Origin of the sequence: Streptomyces sp. NPDC056224, from assembly GCF_042267665.1 — a bacterium.
In the GTDB taxonomy this organism is placed as follows: Bacteria; Actinomycetota; Actinomycetes; order Streptomycetales; family Streptomycetaceae; genus Streptomyces.
Genome location: NZ_JBHJTK010000048.1, coordinates 24,701 through 49,414, shown reverse-complemented (window position 1 = coordinate 49,414; position 24,714 = coordinate 24,701). Strand labels below are relative to the sequence as shown.

The window sequence follows — 24,714 nt, the reverse complement described above, 5'->3', positions numbered from 1 at the left end:
CTGACCCGTCACCGCAGGACCCGCCAGCATCGTCGCGGCATGATCGAGCCCACGCCCCACCGAACCCCCCGCACCACCGGGAACACCCGGAGCACCAGGAGGACCGGGCGGACCAGGAGGCTGCGGCGCACCGGCACCCGGAACCCCGGGCGGACCAGGAGGCGCCACGGGCTGACCCGTCACCGCAGGACCCGCCAGCATCGTCGCGGCATGATCGAGCCCACGCCCCACCGAACCCCCCGCACCACCGGGAACACCCGGAGCACCGGGAGGACCAGGAGGCGTCGCCGGCCGACCCGCGCCCGGACCCCCCGCACCACCGGCGGCTCCACCCTCGCCGGAGCCCGGCCGGGAGACCCGGGCCTTGCTCGTCGGCGCGTCGGCGATGCTCTCCGCCTGCGGCCCCAGCGCCGGCACCACGGCGGTCCTCGGCAGCTGGCTGCCACCCGGCATCAGCGTGGTCTGCGCCTCCGGCGCCACCCGGGACGACGGCGCCTCGTCCAGGTCCGACCCGGACAACGGCGGCGCGAACACGGTCGCGGGCAGCGGCACGGACGCGTCGTCCGCGCCGGGGTTCACATCGGTCCCGGCCCACGGCGTGGCCCCGGTCGGAACGGCCGCCGCGGCAGCCACCGGAACCCCGTCATTGGCGGTCGGCTCGTACGGGACCTCCTCCCCGCGCCGCAGCGGCACCGCGTCCACGGGCACCGGAGCCGGCGCCGAGGCGGCGGCAACGGCCTCCACGGGAACGGCCGGAGCCCTATCGGGAGCCGGGTCGGCCGGAGCCTGCGCCGACGAAGACGAAGGCGAAGACGAGGCCGAAGACGAAGACGCGGCAGCCGGAATCCCCGCCCGGTCCGCCGCCTCCTGCAGCCACTCCGGCGGACTCAGCATGAACGACGTCTGCTCCGAGTCGATCCGCGGCGGCGGGACCGAAGCCTCCGAAACCGCCGCGGCAGCCGTCGCCCCGTACTCCTCCTCGTACCGGCGGATCACCTCACCCACCGGGAGCCCCGGCCACAGCGTCACCTCGCCGCTGTCCCGCGCGATGACCAGCCGCTGCCGCCCACCACCGGACACCGGAGCGGCCGCACGGTCCTCCGCCCACACCACGAACCCGAGCCCGAACTCCCGCACACGCACCTCGCGGTGCTGGTACGCGGGCACATCACCGTTGATCCACTCCTCGGCGCGCTCCTGCGCCTGCGCAAATGTCACCACCGCGCCGTCACCCCTCATCCGAACCGGCACGCACCGCGCCCGTCGGCCCCGCCAAGGGAACCGAGCGCGCGAATCCGCCGTCCACCATCAGACCGGCCACCGTCTCAAGCTCCGGCGGATTACCCGCCAACCGCTCCAGAAAGGCGTCGAAATCACCGCCGCACGGCAGCAACAGCCGCTCCACGCGCTCCTGCACCGACCAGCCGTCCTGGTCGCGCGCGTCGTCGTACGGGGAGAACCACACCGAACCTGCGCCCTCGCCCTTCACCTTCAGGGCGAGCAGGCCCCCCTGCACGAATGCCACGCACAGGTAGTCCTTCGTCAGGTGGTCCCGCAGACACTTGTTGACGTACACGAGGTCGTTGACCGCGGCCTCCTCACGCACCGTGAAGAACGGCTGGTCCACCAGCAGGCCGAGATCCACGTCCAGCGCCGCACCGACCGGCGCGCAGCCGCCCGCGGCCTTCAGGAACGAGCGGTACGCCTCCGGCAGCCGGTAGCCGAGGTCCTCCTCGATCCCCTGCACCTGCTGCTCCGAGACCGACACCACCGACTTGGGCAGCCCCAGATGCGCCGGGCGCAGCTCCTGCAACGGCCGCGTCCCGCGCTTGGTGTGGTCCACCGGCGCCGTCGTCAGCCCCGCGTGATGCCGCAGCAGCGCCTTCACCTCGACCGGGACCAGCTCCATCCGCCGCGAACCCGACACGTGGTGCCAGGTCCAGCCGTGCGGGGTCGCCACCGGACCGACCGTGTCCCACAGATCGTGCCCGGCCGCCTTCATCGCGGCGTTCGCGGACACGTAGTCCGTCAGCCGCAACTCGTCCACGCCGAAGCCCTCCGGCGGCTCCGCGATCTCCACGGCCGCGCGCGCGTACGGGGAGAAGTCCGGATGCCCGTTGCCGCCCATCCGTACTCCGTGGGGATGCCGAGCAGCCCGGACCGGGTCCGGGAAATGCACGACCTGCCCCGAATAAGCGGCGTTGGGTGGCGCGGCCTGCTGCCCGAGCCGACCTGTCGTCATGGCGGTAGCCCCCTGCTGGATCTGGCTGGTTCACCACAGCCTATGCGCTGGGGCAAGGGGCTCACCCGCGCACGACCGGCGCACCCGGCCGACGGCCGGGAACATCCGATTTGATACGAATATTCGACCCCGCTTCCGCATCACAGGGGACATTTGGCAGGCTGTCCCCTCAGCACGGGGGCGTGCGCGACAGCGGCCACCACCGCCGCCACGGGAGGGAAAGCGCAACCATGCACAACACGGCAACACGCACAGATCCGGCCGACCCCACCCCGGGAACGCCCGGACCATCAGGCCCGCCCGGACCACCCGCACCGGTAGGACCACCGGTCCCCATGCCACCACCCGCCACCGCCACCGACACCGGCGGCCCCACGGGCGACCCCCGCCTGCGCTGGAGCAGCACCGACGGCCGCCCCGCCGCACCCGTCCTGCGCTTCCGCCGCGACGGCATCCTCCCCACCATCGCCGCCGCCCTCTCCGTACGCGGCGAAACCCTCACCGGCACCGCCGGCAAAGCCGACCACCCACCCGTACTCCACCCCCTCGTACAGGACTTCCTCGACACCCTCACCAGCGGCCAGCGCGAACGGTTCACCGGCCGGTGTCCGGAAGCGATCCTGCTCTCCCGCCACCTCGCCGCCGTCGAAGGCGCCCGCTCCCGGCGCGCCTCCCGCAAACCCCTCTCCCCGAGCGAAGCCCGCCGCTCCCTCAAACACGCGAAGATCACCGCCCGCCGCATCCGCGAGGACGGCGACCCCCTCCACGGCAGCTACGCACCCCCCTGCCGCTCCTGCGACGCACTCCTCGCCCACTTCGGCGTACGCCCCGTCGACCTCACCCCCTCCGAGTAGCCATGACCGCCGCCTCAGCCTCCTACGACCGCTCCTCGGCCACCCGCTTCCCCGTCGCCGTGGACTCAGCCCTGCGCACCGCCGGCTGGGAGCCCGGCCGCTGGGACATCAAACAGGCCGAATTCTGGGCCGACGCCCTCCGCGACCACACCACCCCCGCCGGACACCGGCACGAGGTCTTCCCCGCCGCCGTCGAGGCCTGGGCCGAATTCGGCGGCCTCACCGTGGGCGCCCCCGGCACGGGCCGCCAAATAGCCCCCGTCGCCATCCACCTCGACCCGCTCACCGGCCTGCACCTCGCCCGCACCTTCGCCGACCTCGGCCGCGCCCTGTCCACCCAGCTCTGCCCGCTCGGCGTCGAAGCCGACGCGGGCTCCCACCTCGCCATCGACCGCGAAGGCCGCGTCTACGGCATCGACCACACCGGCGACTGGTACCTCGGCGGCAGCCTCGACGAGGCCCTCAACCTCCTCCTCACCGGCCTCCAGCCGACCCGCCTCACCACCGGCCAGGACCCCGCTCCGTAACGGCCGGACGAACCGGCCCCCGAATCGCCGCCCGGCCGGAGCCCTCACACGAGGGAAGCGGCGAACCGCGCCACCACCCCCGACAGGACTACGGACAACGGCCCGGCAGCACCGCCGACACCTTGAAACCCCCCGCGTCCGTCGGCCCCGAGACGAACACCCCACCCAGCCCGAGCACCCGCTCCCGCATCCCCACCAGCCCGTTGCCCCCACTGGGCAGACCCGGCTCCGCGGCCATCCCGTCACAAGGCCCGTTCTCCACCTGCATCGCCACCTCCCCCTCCCGGTGCGCGAGCCGTACGGTCACCCGCGCCCCGGGAGCGTGCTTGTGACAGTTGGTGAGCGCCTCCTGCACCACCCGGTACGCCGTCTGCTCCACCTCCGCCGCGTACCCCGCCCCCTCGCCCAGCACCACCATCTCCACAGCCATCCCGGCCGCCCGCGACTGCCCCACCAGCACCTCCAGCTCATCCAGCGAAGGCCCCTCGTCCAAGCCCCCCGCCCGCGCGACCGCCGCGGCGGCCACGGCCGCCACCGCCGCCACCGCCGCCACGGCCGGCTTCACCGGCTTCACCGGCGTCTCCGCGGCCCGCAGGACCCCCAGCATCTGCCGCAACTCCGTCAGCGCCTGCCGGCCCATGTCCCCCACCAGCGCGGCGTTCTTCGCGGCCCGCGCCGGATCCTTCGCCGCGATCGCCTCCAACGCCGCCGCGTGCACCACCATCAACGACACCCGGTGCGCCACGACGTCGTGCATCTCCCGCGCGATCCGGGTCCGCTCCTCCGTACGGGCCCACTCGGCCCGCTCCTCCGCCCGGTCCGCCAGCAGCGACAACTCCCGCTCCAGCGAGTCCGCCCGCTCCTGCAAGCTCTCCATCAGCCGCCGCCGGGCCCCGATGTACAGCCCGAACAGCACCGGCGGCACGGTCAGCGCCACCGCCACGAACCCGGACAGCGCGACCACGAGCACGGGGTCGGCCTCGACGCCACCCCTCGTCCGCAGGTACATCACCACGAAGGTCGCGGCCAGCGACATCGAGGCCAGCGTGGCGATGATCCGCCGCGGCACCTCGGAGGAGGCCAGCGTGTACAGCCCCACCACCGCGAGCAGGAACCCCATCGCGGCCGGCGCCACGGCTATCCCCACCAGCACCACGGCGACCGGCCACCGCCGCCGCAGCACGAGCACGGCCCCCACCGCGAACCCGAACAGCACCCCGGCCACGGTCGGCACCCCGGCGTCACGCGCGAAGCCGACGCCCTCCCACGCGCACTCCAGGGCGGACACCCCGCCGAGCACCACGTCCCCGACGGCATCCCGCCGCCGCGCCCACCACAAAGGCGGCCCAGCGCGGCCTTGCTCTTCCCCCGTACTGGTCATGCCGACCAGCGTACGCAGCGCCCGCAGCACACCGACGGCCGAATTTCCGGCAACCCGACGGTAATCGCACGTACGACTGAATCGTTCGCTGACCGGGACCTGAATCCCGCATTCCGGACGACATTGAGGCCATGACCGACATCCGACGCCGCCCCGGTGACGGCACCGGCGGCCTCCGCACGGGCGCCGCGACCTTCGAATCCCTCCGCGAACAGGCGGTGGCCCTGCGCCGCGAGGGCCTCAGCCGCCGCGAGATCCGCGACCGCCTGGCCGTCCACAACAACGACATCCTCAACCGGCTCCTGGAGGGCGAGCCGCCCCCGGAATGGACCAAGCGCCCCAACGCCAAGGACGACCTGCGCGACCGGGCCCGCGAGCTCCGCCTCCAGGGCCTGACCTACGACCGGATCCAGGCCGAGCTCGGCTGCTCGAAGAGCTCGATCTCCCTCTGGGTCCGCGACCTCCCGAAGCCGGAGCGCCGGCGAACCACCGAGGAGGCTTCGGACATCGCCAAGCGCGGCTGGGAACGGACCCTCGCGGTACGGGACGAGGAGAGGCAGCGCACGAAGCGCCAGGCGGCGGCCGAGATCGACGCCCTATCGGACCGAGAGCTGTTCATCCTGGGTGTCGGCCTCTACTGGGCGGAGGGGAGCAAAGACAAACCCTACGACCGGCGCGAGAGGGTGATCTTCACCAACAGCGACCCCGACATGATTCGCGTCTACCTCACCTGGCTGCGCCGGCTCGGGGTGAAGGGCGAGCACCTGCGCTACTCCATCATGATCCACGAGACGGCCGACGTCACACGTGCAGAGGAATTCTGGGCCCGCTTCGTCGGCGTGGGCGCAGGGCGATTCCTCAAGACGACCCTCAAGGGGCACAGCCCCAAGACGACTCGGAAGAACACCGGCGAGAACTACTACGGGTGCCTGGCGATTCGCGTCCTTCAAAGCGCCGGTCTGTACCGTCGCATCGAAGGGTGGTGGTGCGGCATAGTAGGGGCTGCATCCGAAGCCGATCATCGGAATCGGACATAGCAGGGCGAACCATCCCGGATCGTCTAAGGGCAGGACAAATGGTTTTGGTCCATTGAATGAGGGTTCGAATCCTTCTCCGGGAGCTCCCAGAGCACTGATGCTCAGATTCGGGTCCTGACCTTCGCGGTCGGGACCCGCGTTCATGAGGGGCCGCCAAGCCCCCGGTATCCTGCACGGGTCCACCCCCGAAGCCGAAGGGCATCCCCGTGAGCGCCAACCGCCCGGCAGCCGTCGTCGTACTCGCAGCGGGTGAAGGCACCCGCATGAAGTCGGCCACTCCCAAGGTTCTGCACGAGATCTGCGGGCGCTCGCTCGTCGGTCACGTCGTCGCCGCCTCCCGTGAGCTGGACCCCGCCCACCTCGTCGTGGTCGTCGGACACGCCCGGGAGCAGGTCACCGCCCACCTCGGTGCGATCGACGCCGGTGTGCGCACGGCCGTCCAGTACGAGCAGAACGGCACCGGCCACGCCGTCCGGATGGCCCTCGAGGAGCTCGGCGGGGTCGTCGACGGGACCGTGATCGTCGTCTGCGGCGACACCCCGCTGCTGACCGGCGAGACCCTCAGGCAGCTCGCGGCGACGCACGGGGCCGACGGCAACGCCGTCACCGTGCTCACCGCCGAGGTGCCGGACTCCACCGGCTACGGGCGCATCGTCCGGGACGCCGGCGGCGCCGTGACGGCCATCGTCGAGCACAAGGACGCCACCGACACCCAGCGCGCCATCCGCGAGATCAACTCCGGCGTCTTCGCCTTCGACGGCGCCCTGCTCGCCGACGCGCTCGGCAAGGTGCGCACCGACAACAGCCAGGGCGAGGAGTACCTCACCGACGTGCTGGGGATCCTGCGCGAGGCGGGGCACCGCGTCGGCGCGGCCGTGGGCAGCGACCACCGCCAGATCCTGGGCATCAACAACCGCGTCCAGCTCGCCGAGGCCCGCGCCCTGCTGAACGCGCGGCTGCTGGAGCAGGCCATGCTCGCGGGTGTCACGGTCGTGGACCCGGCCAGCACGTTCGTGGACGTCACCGTCACCTTCGGGCAGGACGCCCTCGTCCACCCGGGGACGCAGCTCCTGGGCGCCACCCACATCGCCGAGGGGGCCGAGGTCGGCCCGAACACCCGGCTGAAGGACACCCGGGTGGGCCGGGGGGCGCGCGTGGACAACACGGTGGCCGACGGCGCCGTCGTCGGCGAGCTGGCTTCCGTGGGGCCGTTCGCGTACCTGCGTCCGGGGACGGTCCTCGGCACGAAGGCCAAGGCCGGTACGTACGTGGAGATGAAGAACGCGACGATCGGCGAGGGCACCAAGGTGCCGCACCTGTCGTACGTGGGTGACGCGACGATCGGCGAGTACACGAACATCGGCGCGGCGAGCGTCTTCGTGAACTACGACGGTGAGCACAAGCACCACACCACCGTCGGCTCACACTGCAAGACGGGCTCGGACAACATGTTTGTGGCGCCCGTCACCATCGGGGACGGCGCCTACACGGCGGCCGGGTCGGTGATCACCAAGGACGTTCCGCCCGGTGCGCTGGCCGTGGCCCGTGGCCAGCAGCGGAATATCGAGGGCTGGGTGGCCCGCAAGCGTCCGGGAAGCGCTGCCGCGACGGCGGCTCAGTCGGCGGTCGAGGTGGACTCCGACGGCCGTTGAGGTGAACTGACCGGAAACGGGTACGCCTGGGACGGCGTACCGTGATAGGTGCACGCAATTCGGCTGGCTCACCGTGTGCGGGACGGACGCGCACGGGGGCGAGCAGCTTTCAACACGTCTGAGGAGACAGTGCTGTGACCGGGATCAAGACGACCGGCGAGAAGAAGCTGATGCTCTTCTCCGGCCGCGCCCACCCCGAGCTGGCCGAGGAGGTCGCGCACCAGCTGGGCGTCGGCCTCGTGCCGACCAAGGCTTTCGACTTCGCGAACGGTGAGATCTACGTCCGCTTCCAGGAGTCGGCTCGTGGCGCGGACTGCTTCCTGATCCAGAGCCACACGGCTCCGATCAACAAGTGGATCATGGAGCAGCTGATCATGATCGACGCGCTGAAGCGCGCGTCGGCTCGCTCCATCACCGTGATCATCCCCTCCTACGGGTACGCCCGCCAGGACAAGAAGCACAAGGGCCGCGAGCCGATCTCGGCCCGCCTGGTCGCGGACCTGCTGAAGACCTCGGGTGCGGACCGCATCCTGACGGTCGACCTGCACACCGACCAGATCCAGGGCTTCTTCGACGGCCCGGTGGACCACCTTTCGGCCCTGAACGTCCTCGCGGACTACGTGGGTGCCAAGGTGGACCGCACCAAGCTGACGATCGTCTCCCCGGACGCCGGCCGTGTGCGTGTGGCCGACCGCTGGTGCGACCGTCTGGACGCGCCGCTGGCGATCGTGCACAAGCGCCGCGACAAGGACGTCGCCAACCAGGTGACGGTCCACGAGGTCGTCGGTGAGGTCAAGGGCCGCGTCTGCGTCCTGGTCGACGACATGATCGACACGGGTGGCACCATCTGCGCCGCGGCCGACGCGCTGTTCGCGCACGGTGCCGAGGACGTCATCGTGACGGCCACGCACGGCATCCTGTCGGGCCCGGCGGCCGACCGTCTGAAGAACTCCAAGGTCAGCGAGTTCGTCTTCACGAACACCCTGCCGGACCCGTCCGACCTGGAGCTCGACAAGATCACGGTGCTGTCGATCGCCCCGATGATCGCGCGCGCGGTGCGCGAGGTCTTCGAGGACGGCTCGGTCACCAGCCTGTTCGAAGAGCAGCAGTAGGCGTCACAGCAGATCTCTCTGCTGTGATCATTTTTGTGGGCGGCCTCCCCGCCGGGTAGACTCATGAAGTTGCTCGGCGAGGGAGGCCGCACTTTCATGTGCGGGCACTCCGTTATCGACGCGCTCTTCGTAGCAGGCCGTTCCGGCCGGGTGACCGTTGTCCTTTTTCCGTCACCCCACGAGGAGTGAGCATGTCCGAGGTCAAGCTTTCCGCCAAGCTCCGTGACACCTTCGGCAAGGGCTCTGCCCGCCAGGCCCGTCGTGACGCCCTGACCCCGGGTGTCATCTACGGCCACGGCACCGAGCCGAAGCACGTCAACGTCGACGCCCACGCCCTGCAGCTGGCGCTGCGCACCCCGAACGTCCTGATCTCCCTGGACATCGCGGGCGAAGGCACCGAGCTGGTCATCCCGAAGGCCGTGCAGAAGCACCCGCTGAAGCGTTCGGTCTCCCACGTCGACTTCCTGATCGTCAAGAAGGGCGAGAAGGTCACCGTCGACGTCGCGATCGTCACCGAGGGCGAGCTGGCCGCCGGCGGCAACATGCTGGAGACCCTCCAGAACACCATCTCCGTCGAGGCCGAGGCCACCCACATCCCGACCGAGGTCACCGTCTCGATCGCGGGCCTGGAGGCCGGCGCCACCATCCACGCCAAGGACCTGGTCCTCCCGGCCGGCACCACCCTGGCCGTCGACGGCGACATCGCCGTGCTGCAGGTCGTGGCCCCGCAGGCCGAGGAGCCGGCCGCCGAGGCCGAGGGCACCGAGGCCTGAGCCTCGCCTTCTTCCCTCAGCAGTTGCTGACCGACCGCCGTCCGGCTCCACTGGAGCGGGACGGCGGTCGTGTTTCGCCCAGGACCTAAGGAGCTTTTGATGTCGGACGACGCGGCGCCCTGGCTGATCGTCGGCCTCGGCAATCCGGGGCCGGAGTACGCGGGCAACCGCCACAACATCGGTTTCATGGTGGCCGATCTGCTGGCGGAGCGGATCCGCGGGAAGTTCAAGGCGCACAAGGCCCGGGCGCAGGTGGTCGAGGGCCGGATGGGTCCGCCGGGGCCGGCCAACCGCCGGGTGGTGCTGGCGAAGCCGATGACGTACATGAATCTGTCCGGCGGTCCGGTGACGGCGTTGCGTGATTTCTACAAGGTGCCGGTGGAGCGGATCGTCGCGGTGCACGACGAGCTCGACATCGACTATCCGACGCTGCGGCTGAAGCTGGGTGGCGGGGACAACGGCCACAACGGCCTGAAGTCGATGACGAAGGCGATGGGCCCGGACTACCACCGGGTGCGGTGCGGGATCGGTCGGCCGCCGGGCCGGATGCAGGTGGCGGATTTCGTGCTGAAGGACTTCTCCTCGACGGAGCGCAAGGAGCTGGACTGGTTCGTGGACCGGGCGGCGGATGCGGTGGAGTGTCTGATCGCGGAGGGGCTGGAGCGCGCGCAGTCGGCGTACAACTCCTGAGTGGCCGGGGGGTGCGGACCGATCGTTACTTCGGACATACCGTCATACAGGCACACAGGAGCGTACGAATACCGACGAGTACCTCTTGACCGGTGCGGGGCGTCATCAGCAAGCTGAGCGGCGCCACCCCCACGGCCCATTGTCCTCACTTGTGCCAGAGGTACTCCATGTCCCCTTCCAGGATGCGCCGGGCGGCCTTCGCCGTGGCCGCGACCTCCCTCGTCCTCGCCGCCGGCGCGACTCCCGCTCTCGCCACCGACGCGTACACCGTTCCGCTGCACCAGCAGCTCCCCATCACCGCGGCTTCGTTCGGATCGACGGAGAAGAAGTGCGCTGACATACCGTCGACCCAGGACGGGTGGCACTTCATCGCTCCGGGCAACCCCAACGACATCTCCTTCGTGGAGCTGACGGTGACGTTCGAGCCCGGCGGCCAGAAGGTGGTCACCTCCTTCGGCCCGCCGAACGACAACCACGCCTACGTGGCTTCCGAGCCCGGCGCCAAGCTCACCTCGGCCGTCGCCAAGGTGAAGGGCGGCAACCTGGAGTGGTTCAACCTGTCGCACACCTGCCCGTCGACCGTGACGCCGAGCGGGACGCCTTCGCAGACCCCTTCGAAGACCCCGTCCGGTACGCCGTCCGGTTCGGCGTCGGGCACGCCCTCGGGCACCCCGTCGACGACGCCGTCGCGGTCGGTCTCCCCCTCCGGGTCGGTGACCCCGAGTCAGAGCGTGAGCGGTACCCCGTCGGGTACGCCGAGCGCCACGGCGACCTCGCCGGCCCCGGTCCCCGGCGGTGACCTGGCCAACACCGGTTCCGGCCTGCCGGTCGCCCTGGTTTCGACGCTGGCCGTCGCGCTGGTCTCGGCCGGTGGGGTGCTGGTGGTCCGCCGCCGCCGCCGCACGCAGTCGTAGCCGTAGCCGTTACACGGTTGGCCCGTAAGGGCGAAGCCCCCGCACCGTCGGTGCGGGGGCTTCGCCGTGTCCGTGGGCGGTCGCGGAGTCAGCCGGTGTTGCGCAGGCCGGCGGCGACGCCGTTGACGGTGAGCAGCAGAGCGCGGGCGAGCAGCGGGTCCGGCTCCTCCCCGCGGGCGGCGGCGGCGCGCTGGCGGGCGAGGAGGGAGACCTGGAGGTAGGAGATGGGGTCGAGGTAGGCGTCGCGTACGGCGAAGGTCTGCTGGAGCACCGGGTGGGAGTCGAGGAGCTTCTCGCCGCCGGTGATGCGCAGGACTTCGCGGACGGTGAGTTCGTGCTCGGCCTCGATGCGGGTGAAGACCTGCTTAAGGTGTTCGGGTACGAGGGTGTCGACGTAGTGGCGGGCGATGCGCAGGTCGGTCTTGGCCAGCGTCATCTCGACGTTGGACAGGAAGTTGCGGAAGAAGTGCCAGCGCTCGCCCATTTCGGCGAGGACGTCGCCCCGGCCGGCTTCGCGCAGGGCCTTGAGGCCGGAGCCGACGCCGTACCAGCCGGGGACGATCTGGCGGGACTGGGTCCAGCCGAAGACCCACGGGATGGCGCGCAGGCCGTCCAGGCCGGCGCCGGAGTCGGGGCGGCGGGAGGGGCGCGAGCCGAGGTGGAGGTCGGCGAGCTGGTCGACCGGGGTCGCGGCGAAGAAGTACGCGGGGAGGTCCGGGTCCTCGACGAGTGCGCGGTAGGCGGCGTGCGCGGCGTCGGAGACGGTGTCCATGGCCGCGTCCCAGCGGGCGAGGTCGTCGTGGGACTGGCGGGGCGCGGTGTGCAGGGCGGAGGCCTGCAGGGTGGCCGCGACGGTGAGTTCGAGGTTCTCGCGGGCGAGGGAGGGAACGAGGTACTTGTCGGAGATGACCTCGCCCTGTTCGGTGACCTTGATCTCGCCTTCGAGGGTGCCCCAGGGCTGGGCGAGGATCGCGTCGTGGGAGGGGCCGCCGCCGCGGCCGACGGTGCCGCCGCGGCCGTGGAAGAGGCGCAGGCGGACGCCGTAGCGGTGGGCGACGTCGCGCAGCCGGCGCTGGGCGCGGTGGATCTCCCACTGGCTGGTGGTGATGCCGCCGAACTTGCTGGAGTCGGAGTAGCCGAGCATGACCTCCTGGACGTCGCCGCGCAGGGAGACCAGGCGCCGGTAGGAGGGGTCGGCGAGCATTTCGTCGAGGATGACGTCGGCGGCGCGCAGCTCGTCGGTGGTTTCCAGGAGCGGGACGATGCCGATCTTGGCCCAGCCGCTGTGGAGGTCGATGAGGCCGGCTTCGCGGGCCAGCACCGCGGCGGCGAAGACGTCGTCGGCGCCCTGGCACATCGAGATGATGTAGGACTCGATGACCTCGGGGCCGAACTTCTCGAAGGCGTCCTTGATGGCGGAGAAGACGCCGAGGGTCTTGTGGCCGGCGGCGTCGAGGGGGGCCGGGGTGGGGGCGAGCGGCCGGCGTGAGCGGAGTTCCTTGGCGAGCAGCTTCTGCCGGTAGTCGCGGGGCATGTCGGCGTAGCGCCAGGATTCCTCGCCGAGCCGGTCGAAGAGCTGGCCCAGCGCGTGGTGGTGGGCGTCGGCGTGCTCGCGTACGTCCATGGTGGCGAGCTGGAGGCCGAAGGCGGCCAGGGTGCGGATGGTGCGGTCCATGCGGCCGTCGGCGAAGAGCGCGCCGCGGTGTTCGCGCAGGGACGTCTGGATGAGGGTGAGGTCGGTGAGCAGTTCGGCGGTGCCGAGGTAGTCGCGGCCTTCCTCGTGCGGGATGCCCTTGGCGAGGCGCTCGCGGGTGTTGAGGAGCTTCTGGCGGATGCAGGTGGCCTTGAGGCGGTAGGGCTCCTCGGCGTTGAGCCGCTTGTAGCGCGGGCTGATCTCGGGGAGGCGTTCGAGGTCGGCCTGGAGGGAGGCGAGGAGTTCCTCGGTGGCCCCGGTGTAGCGGATCGAGTTGGACAGCAGTCCGCGCAGGAAGTCGATGAGTTCCAGGGCGTCGGTGATGCCGTGTTCGTGCTGGAGGATCAGGACGTCCCGGGTCACGTCGGGGGTGACGTTGGGGTTGCCGTCGCGGTCTCCGCCGATCCAGGTGCCGAAGGTCAGCGGGCGGGTGCCCGCGGGCAGCTCGACGCCGACGCGCTGGAGCTCGGCGGCGAGGTCCTCCAGTACGTCTCCCACCGCGCCGGCGTGCAGCTCGTCGAGGTAGTAGATGGCGTTGCGGGCTTCGTCGGCGGGCTCGGGGCGTACGACGCGCAGTTCGTCGGTCTGCCAGACGAGGTCGATGTTCTCGGCGAGGCGCAGGTCGTGGCGGCGGCGGTCGCCGGCGCCGGTGACGGGCTCCTCCAGGAGGGCGGCGATGCGGCGCAGCTTGTTGAGGACGCTGCGGCGGGCCGCCTCGGTGGGGTGTGCGGTGAAGACGGGCCGGACGTTGAGGTTCTTGACCGTCTCGCGCAGGTGCTCGGGGTCGGCGTCCTTGAGCATGTCGGCGGTGCGGGCGAGGAGCCCGCCTTCGGCGGCGCGGTGGGCGCGCAGTTCCTTGCCGCGGTGCACCTGCTCGGTGACGTTGGCGAGGTGGAAGTAGGTGGAGAAGGCGCGTACGAGCTTGGCGGCGGTCTCCAGGTCGGTGTCGCCGAGGAGGGCGGCGGCGGCCTCGCCGTCGGTGCGGGTGAGGGCGCGGACGCGTTCGACGAGGTCGAGGAGGTCCTGGCCTTCCTGGCGGACGAGGGTCTCCCCGAGGAGGTCGCCGAGGCGGCGGATGTCGGCCCGCAGCTCCGCGTTGGCGGTGGCGGCCGGGGTGACGGGGGCCTGGCCCTGGGGGGCCTGGTCAGCACTGCTCACAGGTGCGGCTCCTTGCAGTGTTCGAGCGCTACTGGGCGGTGGGCTCCCGGCCGTGCGCGGGTGCGCTGCATCGCCTCCCCCAGACTACGTCCGGGGGGATCCCCACCTGCTGCACAGCTCGGGCTGCCCGTGCGGACCGCGCTGTCCGACGGGACCAGGATAGGTGTCCGGGGCGCGTGCCTGGGCAAATGTCTCAGCAGGCGGCTACGAACGGCTCGCGGCTCGCTGTGGTGCGCTCGCCGCGGTGCGCTCGTCCGGCCGCTTCGCCGGCGTCGGGCCCGCTTCGCCGCCGTCCGGCCGTCCCGGCCGCGCTCCTGTTGCCCCGGGCCCGGCCTTTGCCATACTTACGATGCCGTAGGTTACGGGTCCGTAGGGTCCGCGATCCGGCTCCCTGCTCCCAACCCTCTCCTCACCCCCAGGGGACACCCATGACCACCAGTCCCGATCTGGCCGAGGACGTCACCACGTCCTGCGGCACGTCAACGCAACCCGTGCCTTCCGCGACGCTCGGCGGCGAGAACAAGCGGTCCATCGAGCAGATCGCCCTCCTCCTGTTCATCACGGTTCCCTTCCTGGCGCTGCTGGCCGCGGTTCCGCTGGCCTGGGGCTGGGGGGTGAGCTGGCTGGACCTCGGCCTGATGGTCTTCATGTACTTCCTGGCCTGCCACGGGATCACCATCGGCTTCCACCGTTACTTCACGCACGGTTCCTTCAAGGCGAAGCGGCCGCTGCGGATCGCTCTGGCCGTGATGGGTTCGATGGCGGTGGAGGGCCCGCTGGTGCGCTGGGTGGCGGATCACCGCAAGCACCACAAGTACTCGGACCACGAGGGCGACCCGCATTCGCCGTGGCGGTTCGGCGAGACGCTGCCTGCGCTGATGAAGGGCCTGTGGTGGGCGCACATCGGCTGGCTCTTCGACGAGGAGCAGACCGATCAGCAGAAGTACGCCCCCGACCTGATCAAGGATCCGGCGATCCGGCGCGTCTCGCGGGACTTCATCCTCTGGACGATGGTGTCGCTGGCGCTCCCGCCGCTGGTGGGCGGTCTGGTGACGATGTCCTGGTGGGGGGCGTTCACCGCGTTCTTCTGGGGCTCGCTGGTGCGTGTGGCGCTGCTGCACCACGTGACGTGGTCGATCAACTCGATCTGCCACGCGGTGGGCAAGCGGCCGTTCAAGTCCCGGGACCGGTCGGGCAACGTGTGGTGGCTGGCGGTGCTGTCCTGCGGGGAGTCCTGGCACAACCTGCACCACGCCGACCCGACCTCGGCCCGGCACGGGGTGCTGCGCGGCCAGGTCGACTCCAGCGCGCGGCTGATCCGCTGGTTCGAGCAGCTGGGCTGGGCCACGGACGTGCGCTGGCCCTCACAGGGCCGCATCGACGCCCGGCGCAAGGAAAACGAACCGAACCCGGCATGATGGGGGATGTGGCGATCGACGGCGGTAACTCCAGCAGCGACAAGCCCAGGCGCGGCCGCCGGGTGAGGATGACGGGCGCGGAACGGCGCCAGCAGCTGCTGGACATCGGCCGGACCCTGTTCGCGGAGAAGGGCTTCGAAGGCACCTCGGTGGAGGAGATCGCGGCGAAGGCCGGGGTGTCCAAGCCGGTGGTGTACGAGCACTTCGGGGGCAAGGAGGGGCTGTACGCGGTCGTCGTGGACCGGGAGATGCGCCAGCTGCTGGACGGGGTGACGGGCGCGCTGACGGCCGGGCACCCGCGGGAGCTGCTGGAGCAGGCGGCGTTCGCGCTGCTGGACTACATCGAGTCCTACACGGACGGCTTCCGGATCCTGGTCCGCGATTCCCCGGTCGCGCAGTCGACCGGCACGTTCGCCTCGCTGATCAGTGACATCGCCACGCAGGTGGAGGACATCCTGGGCCTGGAGTTCAAGGCCCGGGGCTTCGACCCGAAGCTGGCCCCGCTGTACGCGCAGGCGCTGGTGGGGATGGTGGCGCTGACGGGTCAGTGGTGGCTGGACGTGCGCCGCCCGAAGAAGGCGGAGGTGGCGGCTCACCTGGTGAACCTCGCGTGGCACGGGCTGGACGGGCTGGAGTCGAAGCCGCAGCTGGTGGGCCGGCGCAAGAGCTGAGCCGCGTACCGTTCGCGACCTGTACGACGGCGTCAGCCGACCGGATCCGGGCCGTACGGTTCGAGGAATTCGAGCCGGTTGCCGACGGGGTCCTCGGAGTAGAAGCGGCGGTGGCCCGGCAGGTCGTCGTCCCAGACGACCTTGGCGCCCCGCTCCTGCAGTCGGCTCGCGTAGGCGGCGATCGCGGTCACCCTCAGTCCGGGGTGGGCCTTGCGGGCGGGCCGGAAGTCCTCCTCGACGCCGAGGTGCAGCTGGACCGGGCCGACGGCGAACCAGCAGCCGCCGCGCGCGGCGAGGACGGCCGGTTTGGGGATCTCGTCCATACCGAGGACCTCGGTGTAATAGGCCCGCAGCCGGTCCTCCGATCCGGGCGGCGCGGCGAGTTGGACGTGGTCGACGGCGGTCAGCACGGTCGGGCCTCCTTGCGGGCGACGGCGAAGATCCTTCGGAACGGGAAGACGGTGCCGCGCGGCCCGGCCGGGTAGGCCTCGCACAACCGGTCGCGGTATTCGGCGAGGAAGGCGTCCGCGGCTTCGCGGTCGTCGCCGAGTTCGGTGAGGACGGGCCGCAGCGCGGTGCCCTTCACCCAGTCGAGCACCGGGTCGGGGCCCTGGAGCAGCTGGTGGTAGGTGGTCTCCCAGACGTCGGCGGCGCAGCCGAGCTCGGTGAACCGGGCGAGGTATTCGGCGGGCTCGAGGAGATGGGTGTAACGGGCGCCGTGCCCGGCGAGCCGGGCCCGCCAGCGCGGGGCGTCGCAGAGTTCGGCGAGCAGGGCGTGGCTGGGGGCGCCGGAGTTGCCGGGGACCTGGAAGGCGAAGGTGCCGCCGGGGCGCAGGGCGTTGATCCAGGCGCCGAAGGAGCCGGGGTGGCCGGGAACCCATTGGAGGGCGGCGTTGGAGACGATCAGGTCGTAGGGCTCTTCGGGCAGCCAGGCGGCGAGGTCGCCGTGGCGGAATTCGAGGCTGCCGCCGCCCGCGGTGGGGCCGGCGTACTCCGCAGTGGCGCGGTGGAGCATGTCCGGGGAGAGGTCGAAGCCGGTGATGCGGGCCTCGGGCCAGCGTCCGGCGAGCAGGGCGGTGACGTTGCCGGGGCCGCAGCCGAGGTCGGCGATGCGGGCGGGCCGGGAGGGGAGTTCGGGTATGCGGGTCAGGAGGTCCAGGAAGGGGCGGGTGCGGTGGCCGGCGTGCCGGAGGTACTGCCGGGGGTCCCAGGTGGGGGTGGAGGGCGCGGTGGCCGTGGGGATCCCGGCCCGTGCCGTATCGGAATACATGTTCGTGCCTCCCTGCTGGCGGGTCCGTCGGTAACGGAATTCGGTTCCGGCCCCTCCATGCCCCATGGTCGCTCCGTTTATATCTCGATGTCAAGATACTTGATCACGAGATGCATGACATGAAGAGACTTCATGTCGACAGACCCCTTACACTGATCGGCATGGAGGACGAGGTCGACCGACTGGTAGCGGCATGGCGGCGGGAGCGCCCTGACCTCGACGTGGAACCGCTCGAGGTACTGAGCCGCGTGAGCAGGCTCGCGCGCCACCTCGACCGGGCGCGTCGGCTGGCCTTCTCCGAGCACGGCCTGGAGCCGTGGGAGTTCGACGTCCTGACCTCGCTGCGGCGCGCGGGCGCGCCCTACCAGCTCTCTCCCGGCCAGTTGCTGACGCAGACCCTGGTCACCTCCGGCACGATGACCAACCGCATCGACCGGCTCGCCAAGAAGGGCCTCGTAGAGCGGCTGCCGGACCCCAGCGACCGCCGGGGGGTCCTGGTGCGGCTGACCGGCGAGGGCCGGGACCGCGCCGACCAGGCCCTCGCCGGACTGCTGGCCCAGGAGCGGGCGATCCTGGCCCAGCTCTCCCAGGGCCAGCGCGGCGATCTCGCGGCGCTGCTACGCCAGTTGACCGCTCCGTTCGACAACGTCCCCGGCTAGGTCGGCGGGCCGTACGCCCGCCCGCCGGGCCAGCGCCACCGCGGCGAGGGTCGAGTGCACCCCGAGCTTGCCCAGCACGTTCTGCATGTGGGTGCGGACCGTGTGCGGGGACAGGAACAGCCGCGCCGCCACGTCCTTGCGGCCCAGCCCCGCCACCATGCAGCGCAGCACCTCGTGCTCGCGCGGGGTGAGCGACTCGACGAGCCGTTCGCTGTCCGTGCGGTGCTTGCGCGCGGCGGTCAGTTCGCGCAGGACGCCGGTGAGCAGCGCGGGCGGCAGGTGGGTCTCCTCGCGCAGGACCCCCCGGATGACGGCCAGCAGCCGCGAGAGGGAGCAGTCCTTCGCCACCCAGCCCGAGGCTCCCGCCTGCAGCGCGTGGGCCGCCCGTCGGGGGTCGTCGCGCTCCGCGAGGACGACCGCGCGCACCCCGGGGTGGGACACCCGCACCCCGGCGACCAGCGCGATCCCGTCCGGTGCGGGCGGCGGACCGGAGCCGGAGCCCGGCTCCCGCTGGCTGGGTACCGCCCCGGCCGCGGTGCCCGCGACGGCACCGAGATCGGCGTCGACCAGCATGACGTCGAAGCGGCGGCCCTCGGCCGTCGCGCGTTCGAGACAGCGCAGCGCGGCGGGGCCGCTGCCGGCCGCGGACACGTCCACGTCCGGCTCGGCCGCGAGCGCGGCCGCGAGCGATTCGGCGAAGATGCGGTGATCGTCGACCACCAGAACCCGGATACGAGCCACAAAACCCCCAAGGGTCGGGGAACGGACGACGGCGGGTACGACGCCCGGACCGGGTGATCCGCAGCTGCCGCGACCGCCGCCGTGACATCTCTGCACTACCCCGGAGCGGACGTCGTACCCGACTTGTCTCGACCCCTGAATCAACACCGGCCCCCACCGGCGTCACGCATCAGCGTAGGGCTCCGGGCGCTCGCGGTTGGCCGAATAGCGGAAGTTTTTCCAGCGATTTTCCGGCGCGGGCGGGCTGAAGGGCCTTTGTCGTGGCTTGATTTCACCTGCACAGATGGCCCGGATGGCGGCTACCGGACCGGCGTGTGCCATAGGCAGTTGCACGCTGCGCGTTTCACCCGGCGTGTGCACGCCGGGCGCCCGCGCAGAGAGCCCGGCGCCCGCGCGTGCCGGATGTGCGCACGCCCCCCGTACCGGAGGGTCGGGGGGCGTGCGGGGAAAGCGGTGGTGCGGGGGAACACCCGTGGTTCAGGAGGTGTGCGTCCGGGCGAAGTTCCACGCGTCCGTGATGATGTCGGTGAGGTCCGGGCGGCTCGGGGTCCAGCCCAGGCGTTCGTGGGCGGTGCGGGCGGAGGCGACCAGCGTCGCCGGGTCGCCGGCCCGGCGCGGGGCGATCACCTCGGGGATCTCCCGCCCGGTCACCTTGCGGACCGTCTCGACGACCTCGCGGACCGAGAAGCCGGCCCCGTTGCCCAGGTTGCAGATCAGGTGCTCGCCGGCGGTGGCCGCCCCCAGCGCCGCCAGGTGGGCCTGCGCCAGGTCCGCGACGTGGATGTAGTCGCGCACGCAGGTGCCGTCCGGGGTCGGGTAGTCCTCGCCGAACACCGAGATCGACTCCCGCTCGCCCAGGGCGACCTGGAGGACCAGCGGGATCAGGTGGGTCTCGGGACTGTGCCGCTCTCCGAACTCCCCGTACGCGCCCGCCACGTTGAAGTACCGCAGGGACACCGCGGCCAGGCCGTGCGCCACGCACTCCCCCGCGATCATGTGGTCCACGGCCAGCTTCGAGGCGCCGTACGGGTTGGTCGGCGCGGTCACCGAGGCCTCCGTCAGCAGGCCCTCCGTCGGTTCCCCGTAGGTGGCGGCGGTGGAGGAGAACACCAGCTTGCGCACGCCGGCACCGCGCATGGCGGCGAGCAGGGCGAGGGTGCCGCCGACGTTGTTCTCCCAGTACTTGCCCGGGTTCACCACGGACTCGCCGACCTGCGAGAAGGCAGCGAAGTGCAGCACCGCGTCGTAGGAGGGGTCCAGGTACGCGGCGGCGTCCTGGATCCGGCCCTCGATGAACTCGGCGCCCGCCGGCACTCCGGCGCGGAAGCCGGTGCTGAGGTCGTCGAGGACGGTGACCTCGTGGCCCGCCTCCAGGAGGTGGGCCGCGACCACGCTGCCGACGTAGCCGGCGCCGCCGGTCACCAGGTACTTGTGCTTCGCCGTCTTGCTCACTCGCCTACTGCCTCTCGCGGGGGACCACGCGCCGGGTGCCTGCGCATGCAGACACTGGCTTACCCGATTCGGCGCCCGCGGGGAAATCGGCCCCCGTCAGGCCTGGGCGGCGGCGGACGGCCCCGTCGGCAGCGCCCGGTCCAGCAGGCCGGTACGGGCGGCCAGCGCGGCCGCCTCCAGCCGGGAACCCACGCCCAGCTTCATCAGCACCCGCTGTACGTGGGTCCGGGCGGTGCTCGGCGCGATGGCCATGCCCTCGGCGATGAGCCGGGTGTCCTCGCCCTCGGCGACCCGGACCAGCACCTCCACCTCGCGGGGGGTGAGCAGCCGCAGCAGCCGGCTGCCCTCGTCGTCGGGCTGGGCCGCGGGGTTGAGGAGCTCCGCGAAGGCTCCTTGCAGCAGTTGCGGGGCGATGGCCACCTCGCCCGCCCTGGCCTTGGCCAGGGCGCGCTCCACGCCCTCGATGCGCTCGTCGTGGCGTACGTACCCGGAGGCGCCGGCGGCGAAGGCGGCCGCGATCCCGCGCGGGCTGGGCACCGGGCCGAGGACGACGACGGCGATCTGCGGGCGCTCCCGCTTGACGCGGACGACGGGCTCGAAGACGCCGGGCTCGGCGGGGGTGGCGGTACCGAAGAGGCAGACCTCCGGGGCGCGGCCGATGACCAGTTCGGCGGCTCCCGCGGCCGGGGCGGCGGCGGCGAGCACCCGGTGGCCGCGCAGTTTCAGGGCAGAGGCGAGCGCCTCGGCCAGCAGCCGGTGCTCGTCGACCACCACGACCCGTACGCCCATTGCGGCACCCACCCCCCACCCTTCTGCCCCGGCAAGCTACACGCTTGTTCGACGGCGCGCGGGTGTTACCGCGCAGAAGCCCCCGGAAGGCGGACCTTCCGGGGGCTTCGGGGACGCGGGCCGGTCAGCTCGCGGTGAAGGCGGTGAAGATGTACTCCGGGTCGGACGTGGCGGAGTACGGCTTCTTGACCGTCGTACGCGCCATGAAGAGCTTGCCGTTGTGGTAGCGGTACTCGTGGTGGTCGGGCAGGTAGGCCGTCTCGATGCGCTGGGTCGTCTTGTCCGACGGGTTCTCCATCAGGACGGTTTCCTTCATCGTCTTGCCGTCGATGCTGACGATCTGGCCGCCCTTGTCGTACGGGGGGTCCTTGTAGACGATGATGTTCGACCCGTCCATGCGCAGCGGGTACAGCTGGTACCGCTCGCCCGCGTCGGCGCGGTCGCTGGTCTGCTTGCCGGTCTCCAGGTCGAAGGAGAGCAGCTCGTTGGTCTTGGCGTAGGGGTCCTGGCCCTGGTGCTCGTACGAGGGCAGGTAGAGCTTGCCGTTGCCGACGAGGAAGCCGGAGCACTTCTCGACCTCGGTGTTGCACTCACCGCCGAAGTTGCCGGAGGAGAGCGAGATGCGCGCCTTCAGCTGGCCCGCGGGGTCGACGACGAAGAGGTCGCTGACGCCGCTGGCGTTCTTGGCGGTCTTGCCGACGTCGGCGGCGACGATCAGGGGCTTGGTGGAGACGATGCTGGCGGTCTCGATGCCCGCGGAGAGCTTGTACGAGGCCTGCGGGGCGCCGGTGGCCGGGTCGAGGACCTGTGCGTACAGGGTCTGGTTGGGGCTCCGGCCGCACTTGCGGATGACGCCGAGGGCCTCGCCGCCGGCGTAGCCCGCGTCGTAGCAGCCTTCACCGTCCGTCTTGGGCACCCACAGCGACTTGCCGTCGGCGAGGTTCCAGGCGGCGCCGCCCGAGGAACCGCCGGCGGCGACCGTCTGCCCGCTGAGGGTGACCTCGTAGTAGGACGCGGGCTTGTCGCCGCTGGTGGCGCTCTTGGCGTTGCCGGTCCAGACGAGCTTGCCGGTGTTCAGGTCGACGACGCCGACCTCGGTGCACGGCGGGTACTTGTTCTCCGGTGTGCCCATCGCGGGCCTGAAGAGCACCGCCGACTTGTTGTCGGTGACGTGAGGGGTGGCGCCGCAGATCTCACCCGGGAGCGGCAGCTCCCACTTCTTGCCGCCGTCGACGAGGTTGTAGCCGACGATCTTCGCGACGTCGGACTTGATGTAGGTGGAGTCGGTCAGCCAGGAGCCGGGGACCTGGAACATCTCCTCCGGAGTCGGGCTCGGCTGGTTGACCAGCACCTTCGACTTGGGGTTGGCGGGCACCTTCTCGCTGCCGCCCGCGCCGGCCTGGCCGCCCTTGTTCTCGCCCGGTGCGGCGGGACCGCTGTTCGCGGTGTTGTCGGTGCCGCCGCCACCGGTGTCGCCGGAGACGTACCAGAGGCCGCCGCCGACGATGAGGACGATGGCCAGGAGGGCCGCGCCGACGATCATGAGCTGGGTGCGCTTGTCGTTGCCGCCACCGCCGCCGCCCGCGCCGCCGGCCGGGGGCTGGGCGGTGTACATGGGCGTGGTGGGCGGTCCGAAGGGCGCCGGGGCCGGGGTGCCGGGCTGCTGCGGGTAGCCGTAGCCGGGCGCGGGCTGCTGGGGGTAGCCGTACGCGGGCTGCGCGGCCGGCGGCTGCTGCGGGGGCGCCGGCGGGACGGGCGGCGTCGGTGGCGCGAACCCGCCGGGAGCGGGGGTCGCCCCGGGGGTGGCCGGGGGAGGATCCTGCGGCGCTCCGAAGCCGCCGGACGGCGGCTGGCTGGGGGGCGGCGGGGTGCTCATGTGTGGCTACTGCCTCTCGGTGGACTGCTCGGGGACGCGTTCACTTGCCGAAGACCATCAGGAACTTCTCGTCCTTGCCCCGGGCGAGCAGATGCGTGACGGAGAGGAAGAACCGCCCGTCGGCGTATTCGGTCTTCGGGGAGTAGAAGGAGCTCTCTACCGGAGCGGCCGGGCCTGAGGGGTGGCGCAGGAGCGCGGTGGGCTCGCCGCCGGCGGCCGGGATGGACAGGACCTCGCCGCCCTTTTCGTACTCGGCCTTGCGGTAGGCGATCAGCTGCCCGTTCGCGGCCTTGACGAGGGTGAGGGTGCGCTTGTCCCCGGCCGGGGTACGCCACTTGGCCTTGCCGGAGGCCAGGTCGAAGGCGACGATCTCGTTGCCGGTGCCCGCCTCCGTGGCCGTGGGCAGGTAGAGCGTGTTGGAGTCGACGAGGCCGGCGGCGCAGCCCTGGAGGGAGCGGCTGAAGGAGCTTCGGCAGCCGCTGGCGAAGCTGCCTTCACCGGTGACGGTGGCGCGCTGCTTCCCGTCGGGTCCGATGACCACGATGGAGCGCTCCTTCTTCGCCTCGTTGCCGATGTCGAGGACGAGCGGGTCCACGGAGTAGACGCTGGAGACGGTGAAGCCCTTGGGGAGCTTGAAGGACCAGGTCGACTTGCCGGTGGCCGGGTCGGCGTCCTTGACCTCGACGGTGCGGTCGGCGTCCTGGCAGGTGGCGACGCCGATCATCTTGCCGTTGCCGCCGAGGTAGGAGCCGGTCATGCAGCCCTCGGCCGGGGTCGCGAAGAGCTTGTCCCCGGTGCTGACCTTGAAGACGCTTGCGCGGGTGACCCGGTTGACGGCGACGGTGTCCCCGGTGAGGCTCAGGCTGGGACCGGCGAAAAGGTCGAAGAGGCCTTCCTTGGGTACTTCCTTCGTCCAGCCCTCCTTGCCCGTCTTGAGGTCGACCATGCGCATCTGGTTGCAGTCGGCGGTGTCGCCCTCGCCGTTCCTGAACATGACGACGGTCTTGCCGTCGGCGGTCATCTGGTCCGTGACGGCGCAGATGTCACCGGGGAAGGAGATCGTCCACTTCTCCTTGCCGTCGGCCGCGCCGTATCCGGTGAGGTTCTTCCAGACGGTCTTGGCGACGGTGTCGCCGACGACCCACTGGCCGCTGGCGTCGGCGCCGACGCCGGGGCCGTCGATCTTGGTGGTCCTGAGCCAGAGGACCTTGTCCTCGCCCTGCTTGCGGGCGGAGTTGAGGTCTCCGTCCCCGGCTCCGTTGCCGCTTCCGTCGCCCGTGTCGACGGAAGGGGAGGCGGAGGGCTTGGCGTCGGGGGACGCGGACTCCTGCGCGACGGGCGGCTTCGGGTCCTTGCCCTCCGTGAAGAAGCCGGCGTAGGCGACGGTCCCGGCGACGAGGACGGCGGCGGCGACCGAGACGGCGATGACCACGGTCCGCTTCTTCTTCGGCGTCATGCCGGAGGAAGGCTGCGGCGTGCCCGGCGGGCCGGGGGGCGGCGGCGGGTAGTAGGCAGGCTGCTGCGCGGCGGTGGGCGGCTGTTGCGCGGCGGTGGGCGGCTGCTGGGCGGCGGTGGGCGGCTGCTGGGCGTACGGGTTCTCGCCCTGCTGCGGGTAGCCGTAGCCGGGCTGGGGCGGGCCGGGGAGGTGCCCGTAACCGGAAGGGGCAGGCGGCTGGTTCGGCGGCTGGGGCGGCTCGGTCATCAGCGCGTACCTTCGGTGTCCGGGGGTGTGGAAGATGACCTTTCTATCACTCACACAGGGCTTACGCCGGGCCGGTCCGCCCCCTGTTCCCAAGGGAGGACCG

21 protein-coding genes, 1 tRNA gene and 1 pseudogene are annotated in these 24,714 nt (G+C 71.4%); 12 read left to right on the top strand and 11 right to left on the bottom strand.

Translation table 11 applies throughout. The annotated features are described in order from the left end of the window. Together ACFCZ1_RS33370 and ACFCZ1_RS33365 are read right to left on the bottom strand one after the other, a co-directional pair. Positions 1 to 1,221: pseudogene (locus ACFCZ1_RS33370) on the bottom strand (hypothetical protein); the annotation flags it as partial. Positions 1,222 to 1,228: 7 nt separating this feature from the next. Further along, on the bottom strand, positions 1,229 to 2,242 hold the full coding sequence (locus tag ACFCZ1_RS33365) for an SMI1/KNR4 family protein (RefSeq protein WP_376682017.1): 1,014 nt from the start codon (positions 2,240 to 2,242) through the stop codon (positions 1,229 to 1,231). Positions 2,243 to 2,577: 335 nt separating this feature from the next. On the opposite strand from ACFCZ1_RS33365, the gene ACFCZ1_RS33360 reads away from it, so the two are divergent. Together ACFCZ1_RS33360 and ACFCZ1_RS33355 are read left to right on the top strand one after the other, a co-directional pair. Next, the gene (locus ACFCZ1_RS33360; RefSeq protein ID WP_376682016.1) at positions 2,578 to 3,096 is read left to right on the top strand and encodes a YwqJ-related putative deaminase; all 519 of its coding nucleotides are present in this window, start codon (positions 2,578 to 2,580) and stop codon (positions 3,094 to 3,096) included. 2 nt (positions 3,097 to 3,098) lie between these two features. Beyond that, complete coding sequence (locus ACFCZ1_RS33355; RefSeq protein WP_376682015.1) at positions 3,099 to 3,623, top strand: SUKH-3 domain-containing protein; 525 nt, start codon at positions 3,099 to 3,101, stop codon at positions 3,621 to 3,623. Between the two features lie 88 nt (positions 3,624 to 3,711). Here ACFCZ1_RS33355 and ACFCZ1_RS33350 read toward each other — a convergent pair whose 3' ends face one another. After that, on the bottom strand, positions 3,712 to 5,004 hold the full coding sequence (locus ACFCZ1_RS33350) for a sensor histidine kinase (protein WP_376682014.1): 1,293 nt from the start codon (positions 5,002 to 5,004) through the stop codon (positions 3,712 to 3,714). Between the two features lie 131 nt (positions 5,005 to 5,135). On the opposite strand from ACFCZ1_RS33350, the gene ACFCZ1_RS33345 reads away from it, so the two are divergent. The 7 genes from ACFCZ1_RS33345 (at position 5,136) to ACFCZ1_RS33315 (ending at position 11,182) form a co-directional block, all read left to right on the top strand. Beyond that, positions 5,136 to 6,041: a hypothetical protein gene (locus ACFCZ1_RS33345; protein WP_376682013.1), complete on the top strand. Its 906-nt coding sequence runs from the start codon at positions 5,136 to 5,138 to the stop codon at positions 6,039 to 6,041. 12 nt (positions 6,042 to 6,053) lie between these two features. Continuing rightward, a tRNA-Gln gene (locus ACFCZ1_RS33340) sits at positions 6,054 to 6,124 on the top strand. A gap of 123 nt (positions 6,125 to 6,247) precedes the next feature. Continuing rightward, positions 6,248 to 7,693 carry a bifunctional UDP-N-acetylglucosamine diphosphorylase/glucosamine-1-phosphate N-acetyltransferase GlmU gene (gene glmU, locus ACFCZ1_RS33335; RefSeq protein ID WP_376682012.1) on the top strand — a complete coding sequence of 482 codons (1,446 nt, stop codon included), beginning with the start codon at positions 6,248 to 6,250 and terminating at the stop codon, positions 7,691 to 7,693. Positions 7,694 to 7,827: 134 nt separating this feature from the next. Next, on the top strand, positions 7,828 to 8,805 hold the full coding sequence (locus tag ACFCZ1_RS33330; RefSeq protein WP_030723354.1) for a ribose-phosphate diphosphokinase: 978 nt from the start codon (positions 7,828 to 7,830) through the stop codon (positions 8,803 to 8,805). A gap of 191 nt (positions 8,806 to 8,996) precedes the next feature. Continuing rightward, positions 8,997 to 9,578, top strand: coding sequence for a 50S ribosomal protein L25/general stress protein Ctc (locus ACFCZ1_RS33325; RefSeq protein WP_376682011.1), 582 nt, complete (start codon positions 8,997 to 8,999; stop codon positions 9,576 to 9,578). Positions 9,579 to 9,677: 99 nt separating this feature from the next. Continuing rightward, positions 9,678 to 10,268: an aminoacyl-tRNA hydrolase gene (pth, locus tag ACFCZ1_RS33320; protein WP_376682010.1), complete on the top strand. Its 591-nt coding sequence runs from the start codon at positions 9,678 to 9,680 to the stop codon at positions 10,266 to 10,268. Positions 10,269 to 10,435: 167 nt separating this feature from the next. Further along, complete coding sequence (locus tag ACFCZ1_RS33315; protein ID WP_376682009.1) at positions 10,436 to 11,182, top strand: LPXTG cell wall anchor domain-containing protein; 747 nt, start codon at positions 10,436 to 10,438, stop codon at positions 11,180 to 11,182. A gap of 88 nt (positions 11,183 to 11,270) precedes the next feature. Here the strand turns inward: ACFCZ1_RS33315 and ppc are convergent, their stop codons facing one another. Next, positions 11,271 to 14,033 carry a phosphoenolpyruvate carboxylase gene (ppc, locus tag ACFCZ1_RS33310; RefSeq protein ID WP_376682008.1) on the bottom strand — a complete coding sequence of 921 codons (2,763 nt, stop codon included), beginning with the start codon at positions 14,031 to 14,033 and terminating at the stop codon, positions 11,271 to 11,273. 428 nt (positions 14,034 to 14,461) lie between these two features. Here ppc and ACFCZ1_RS33305 point away from each other — a divergent pair, with 428 nt between their 5' ends. Together ACFCZ1_RS33305 and ACFCZ1_RS33300 are read left to right on the top strand one after the other, a co-directional pair. Continuing rightward, the gene (locus tag ACFCZ1_RS33305) at positions 14,462 to 15,451 is read left to right on the top strand and encodes an acyl-CoA desaturase (protein ID WP_376682007.1); all 990 of its coding nucleotides are present in this window, start codon (positions 14,462 to 14,464) and stop codon (positions 15,449 to 15,451) included. After that, complete coding sequence (locus ACFCZ1_RS33300; RefSeq protein ID WP_215144732.1) at positions 15,448 to 16,122, top strand: TetR/AcrR family transcriptional regulator; 675 nt, start codon at positions 15,448 to 15,450, stop codon at positions 16,120 to 16,122. The genes ACFCZ1_RS33305 and ACFCZ1_RS33300 overlap by 4 nt, the downstream gene beginning before the upstream one ends. A gap of 32 nt (positions 16,123 to 16,154) precedes the next feature. On the opposite strand, the gene ACFCZ1_RS33295 is transcribed toward ACFCZ1_RS33300, so the two are convergent. Together ACFCZ1_RS33295 and ACFCZ1_RS33290 are read right to left on the bottom strand one after the other, a co-directional pair. Next, the gene (locus tag ACFCZ1_RS33295; protein WP_376682006.1) at positions 16,155 to 16,532 is read right to left on the bottom strand and encodes a VOC family protein; all 378 of its coding nucleotides are present in this window, start codon (positions 16,530 to 16,532) and stop codon (positions 16,155 to 16,157) included. Continuing rightward, entirely contained in the window at positions 16,526 to 17,392 is an 867-nt protein-coding gene (locus ACFCZ1_RS33290; protein ID WP_376682005.1) for a trans-aconitate 2-methyltransferase, read from the bottom strand. Before ACFCZ1_RS33290 ends, ACFCZ1_RS33295 begins: the two co-directional genes overlap by 7 nt. 161 nt (positions 17,393 to 17,553) lie before the next feature. Between ACFCZ1_RS33290 and ACFCZ1_RS33285 the strand changes: the two genes are divergently transcribed. Beyond that, the gene (locus tag ACFCZ1_RS33285) at positions 17,554 to 18,051 is read left to right on the top strand and encodes a MarR family winged helix-turn-helix transcriptional regulator (protein WP_376682004.1); all 498 of its coding nucleotides are present in this window, start codon (positions 17,554 to 17,556) and stop codon (positions 18,049 to 18,051) included. On the opposite strand, the gene ACFCZ1_RS33280 is transcribed toward ACFCZ1_RS33285, so the two are convergent. The 5 genes from ACFCZ1_RS33280 to ACFCZ1_RS33260 all read right to left on the bottom strand — a co-directional run bounded on the left by ACFCZ1_RS33280 (position 18,010) and on the right by ACFCZ1_RS33260 (position 24,611). Continuing rightward, entirely contained in the window at positions 18,010 to 18,792 is a 783-nt protein-coding gene (locus tag ACFCZ1_RS33280; protein ID WP_376682003.1) for a LuxR C-terminal-related transcriptional regulator, read from the bottom strand. The two genes, ACFCZ1_RS33285 and ACFCZ1_RS33280, sit on opposite strands and share 42 nt — an antisense overlap. A 477-nt stretch (positions 18,793 to 19,269) precedes the next feature. Next, on the bottom strand, positions 19,270 to 20,244 hold the full coding sequence (gene galE / locus ACFCZ1_RS33275) for a UDP-glucose 4-epimerase GalE (RefSeq protein ID WP_376682002.1): 975 nt from the start codon (positions 20,242 to 20,244) through the stop codon (positions 19,270 to 19,272). 96 nt (positions 20,245 to 20,340) lie between these two features. Continuing rightward, on the bottom strand, positions 20,341 to 21,033 hold the full coding sequence (locus ACFCZ1_RS33270; protein ID WP_376682022.1) for a response regulator transcription factor: 693 nt from the start codon (positions 21,031 to 21,033) through the stop codon (positions 20,341 to 20,343). A 124-nt stretch (positions 21,034 to 21,157) separates the two neighbouring features. After that, a complete protein-coding gene (locus ACFCZ1_RS33265) occupies positions 21,158 to 22,909 on the bottom strand; it encodes a PQQ-binding-like beta-propeller repeat protein (protein ID WP_376682001.1) in 1,752 nt (583 codons plus the stop codon). A gap of 40 nt (positions 22,910 to 22,949) precedes the next feature. Beyond that, the gene (locus ACFCZ1_RS33260; RefSeq protein ID WP_376682000.1) at positions 22,950 to 24,611 is read right to left on the bottom strand and encodes a PQQ-binding-like beta-propeller repeat protein; all 1,662 of its coding nucleotides are present in this window, start codon (positions 24,609 to 24,611) and stop codon (positions 22,950 to 22,952) included. Positions 24,612 to 24,714 lie beyond the last annotated feature (103 nt).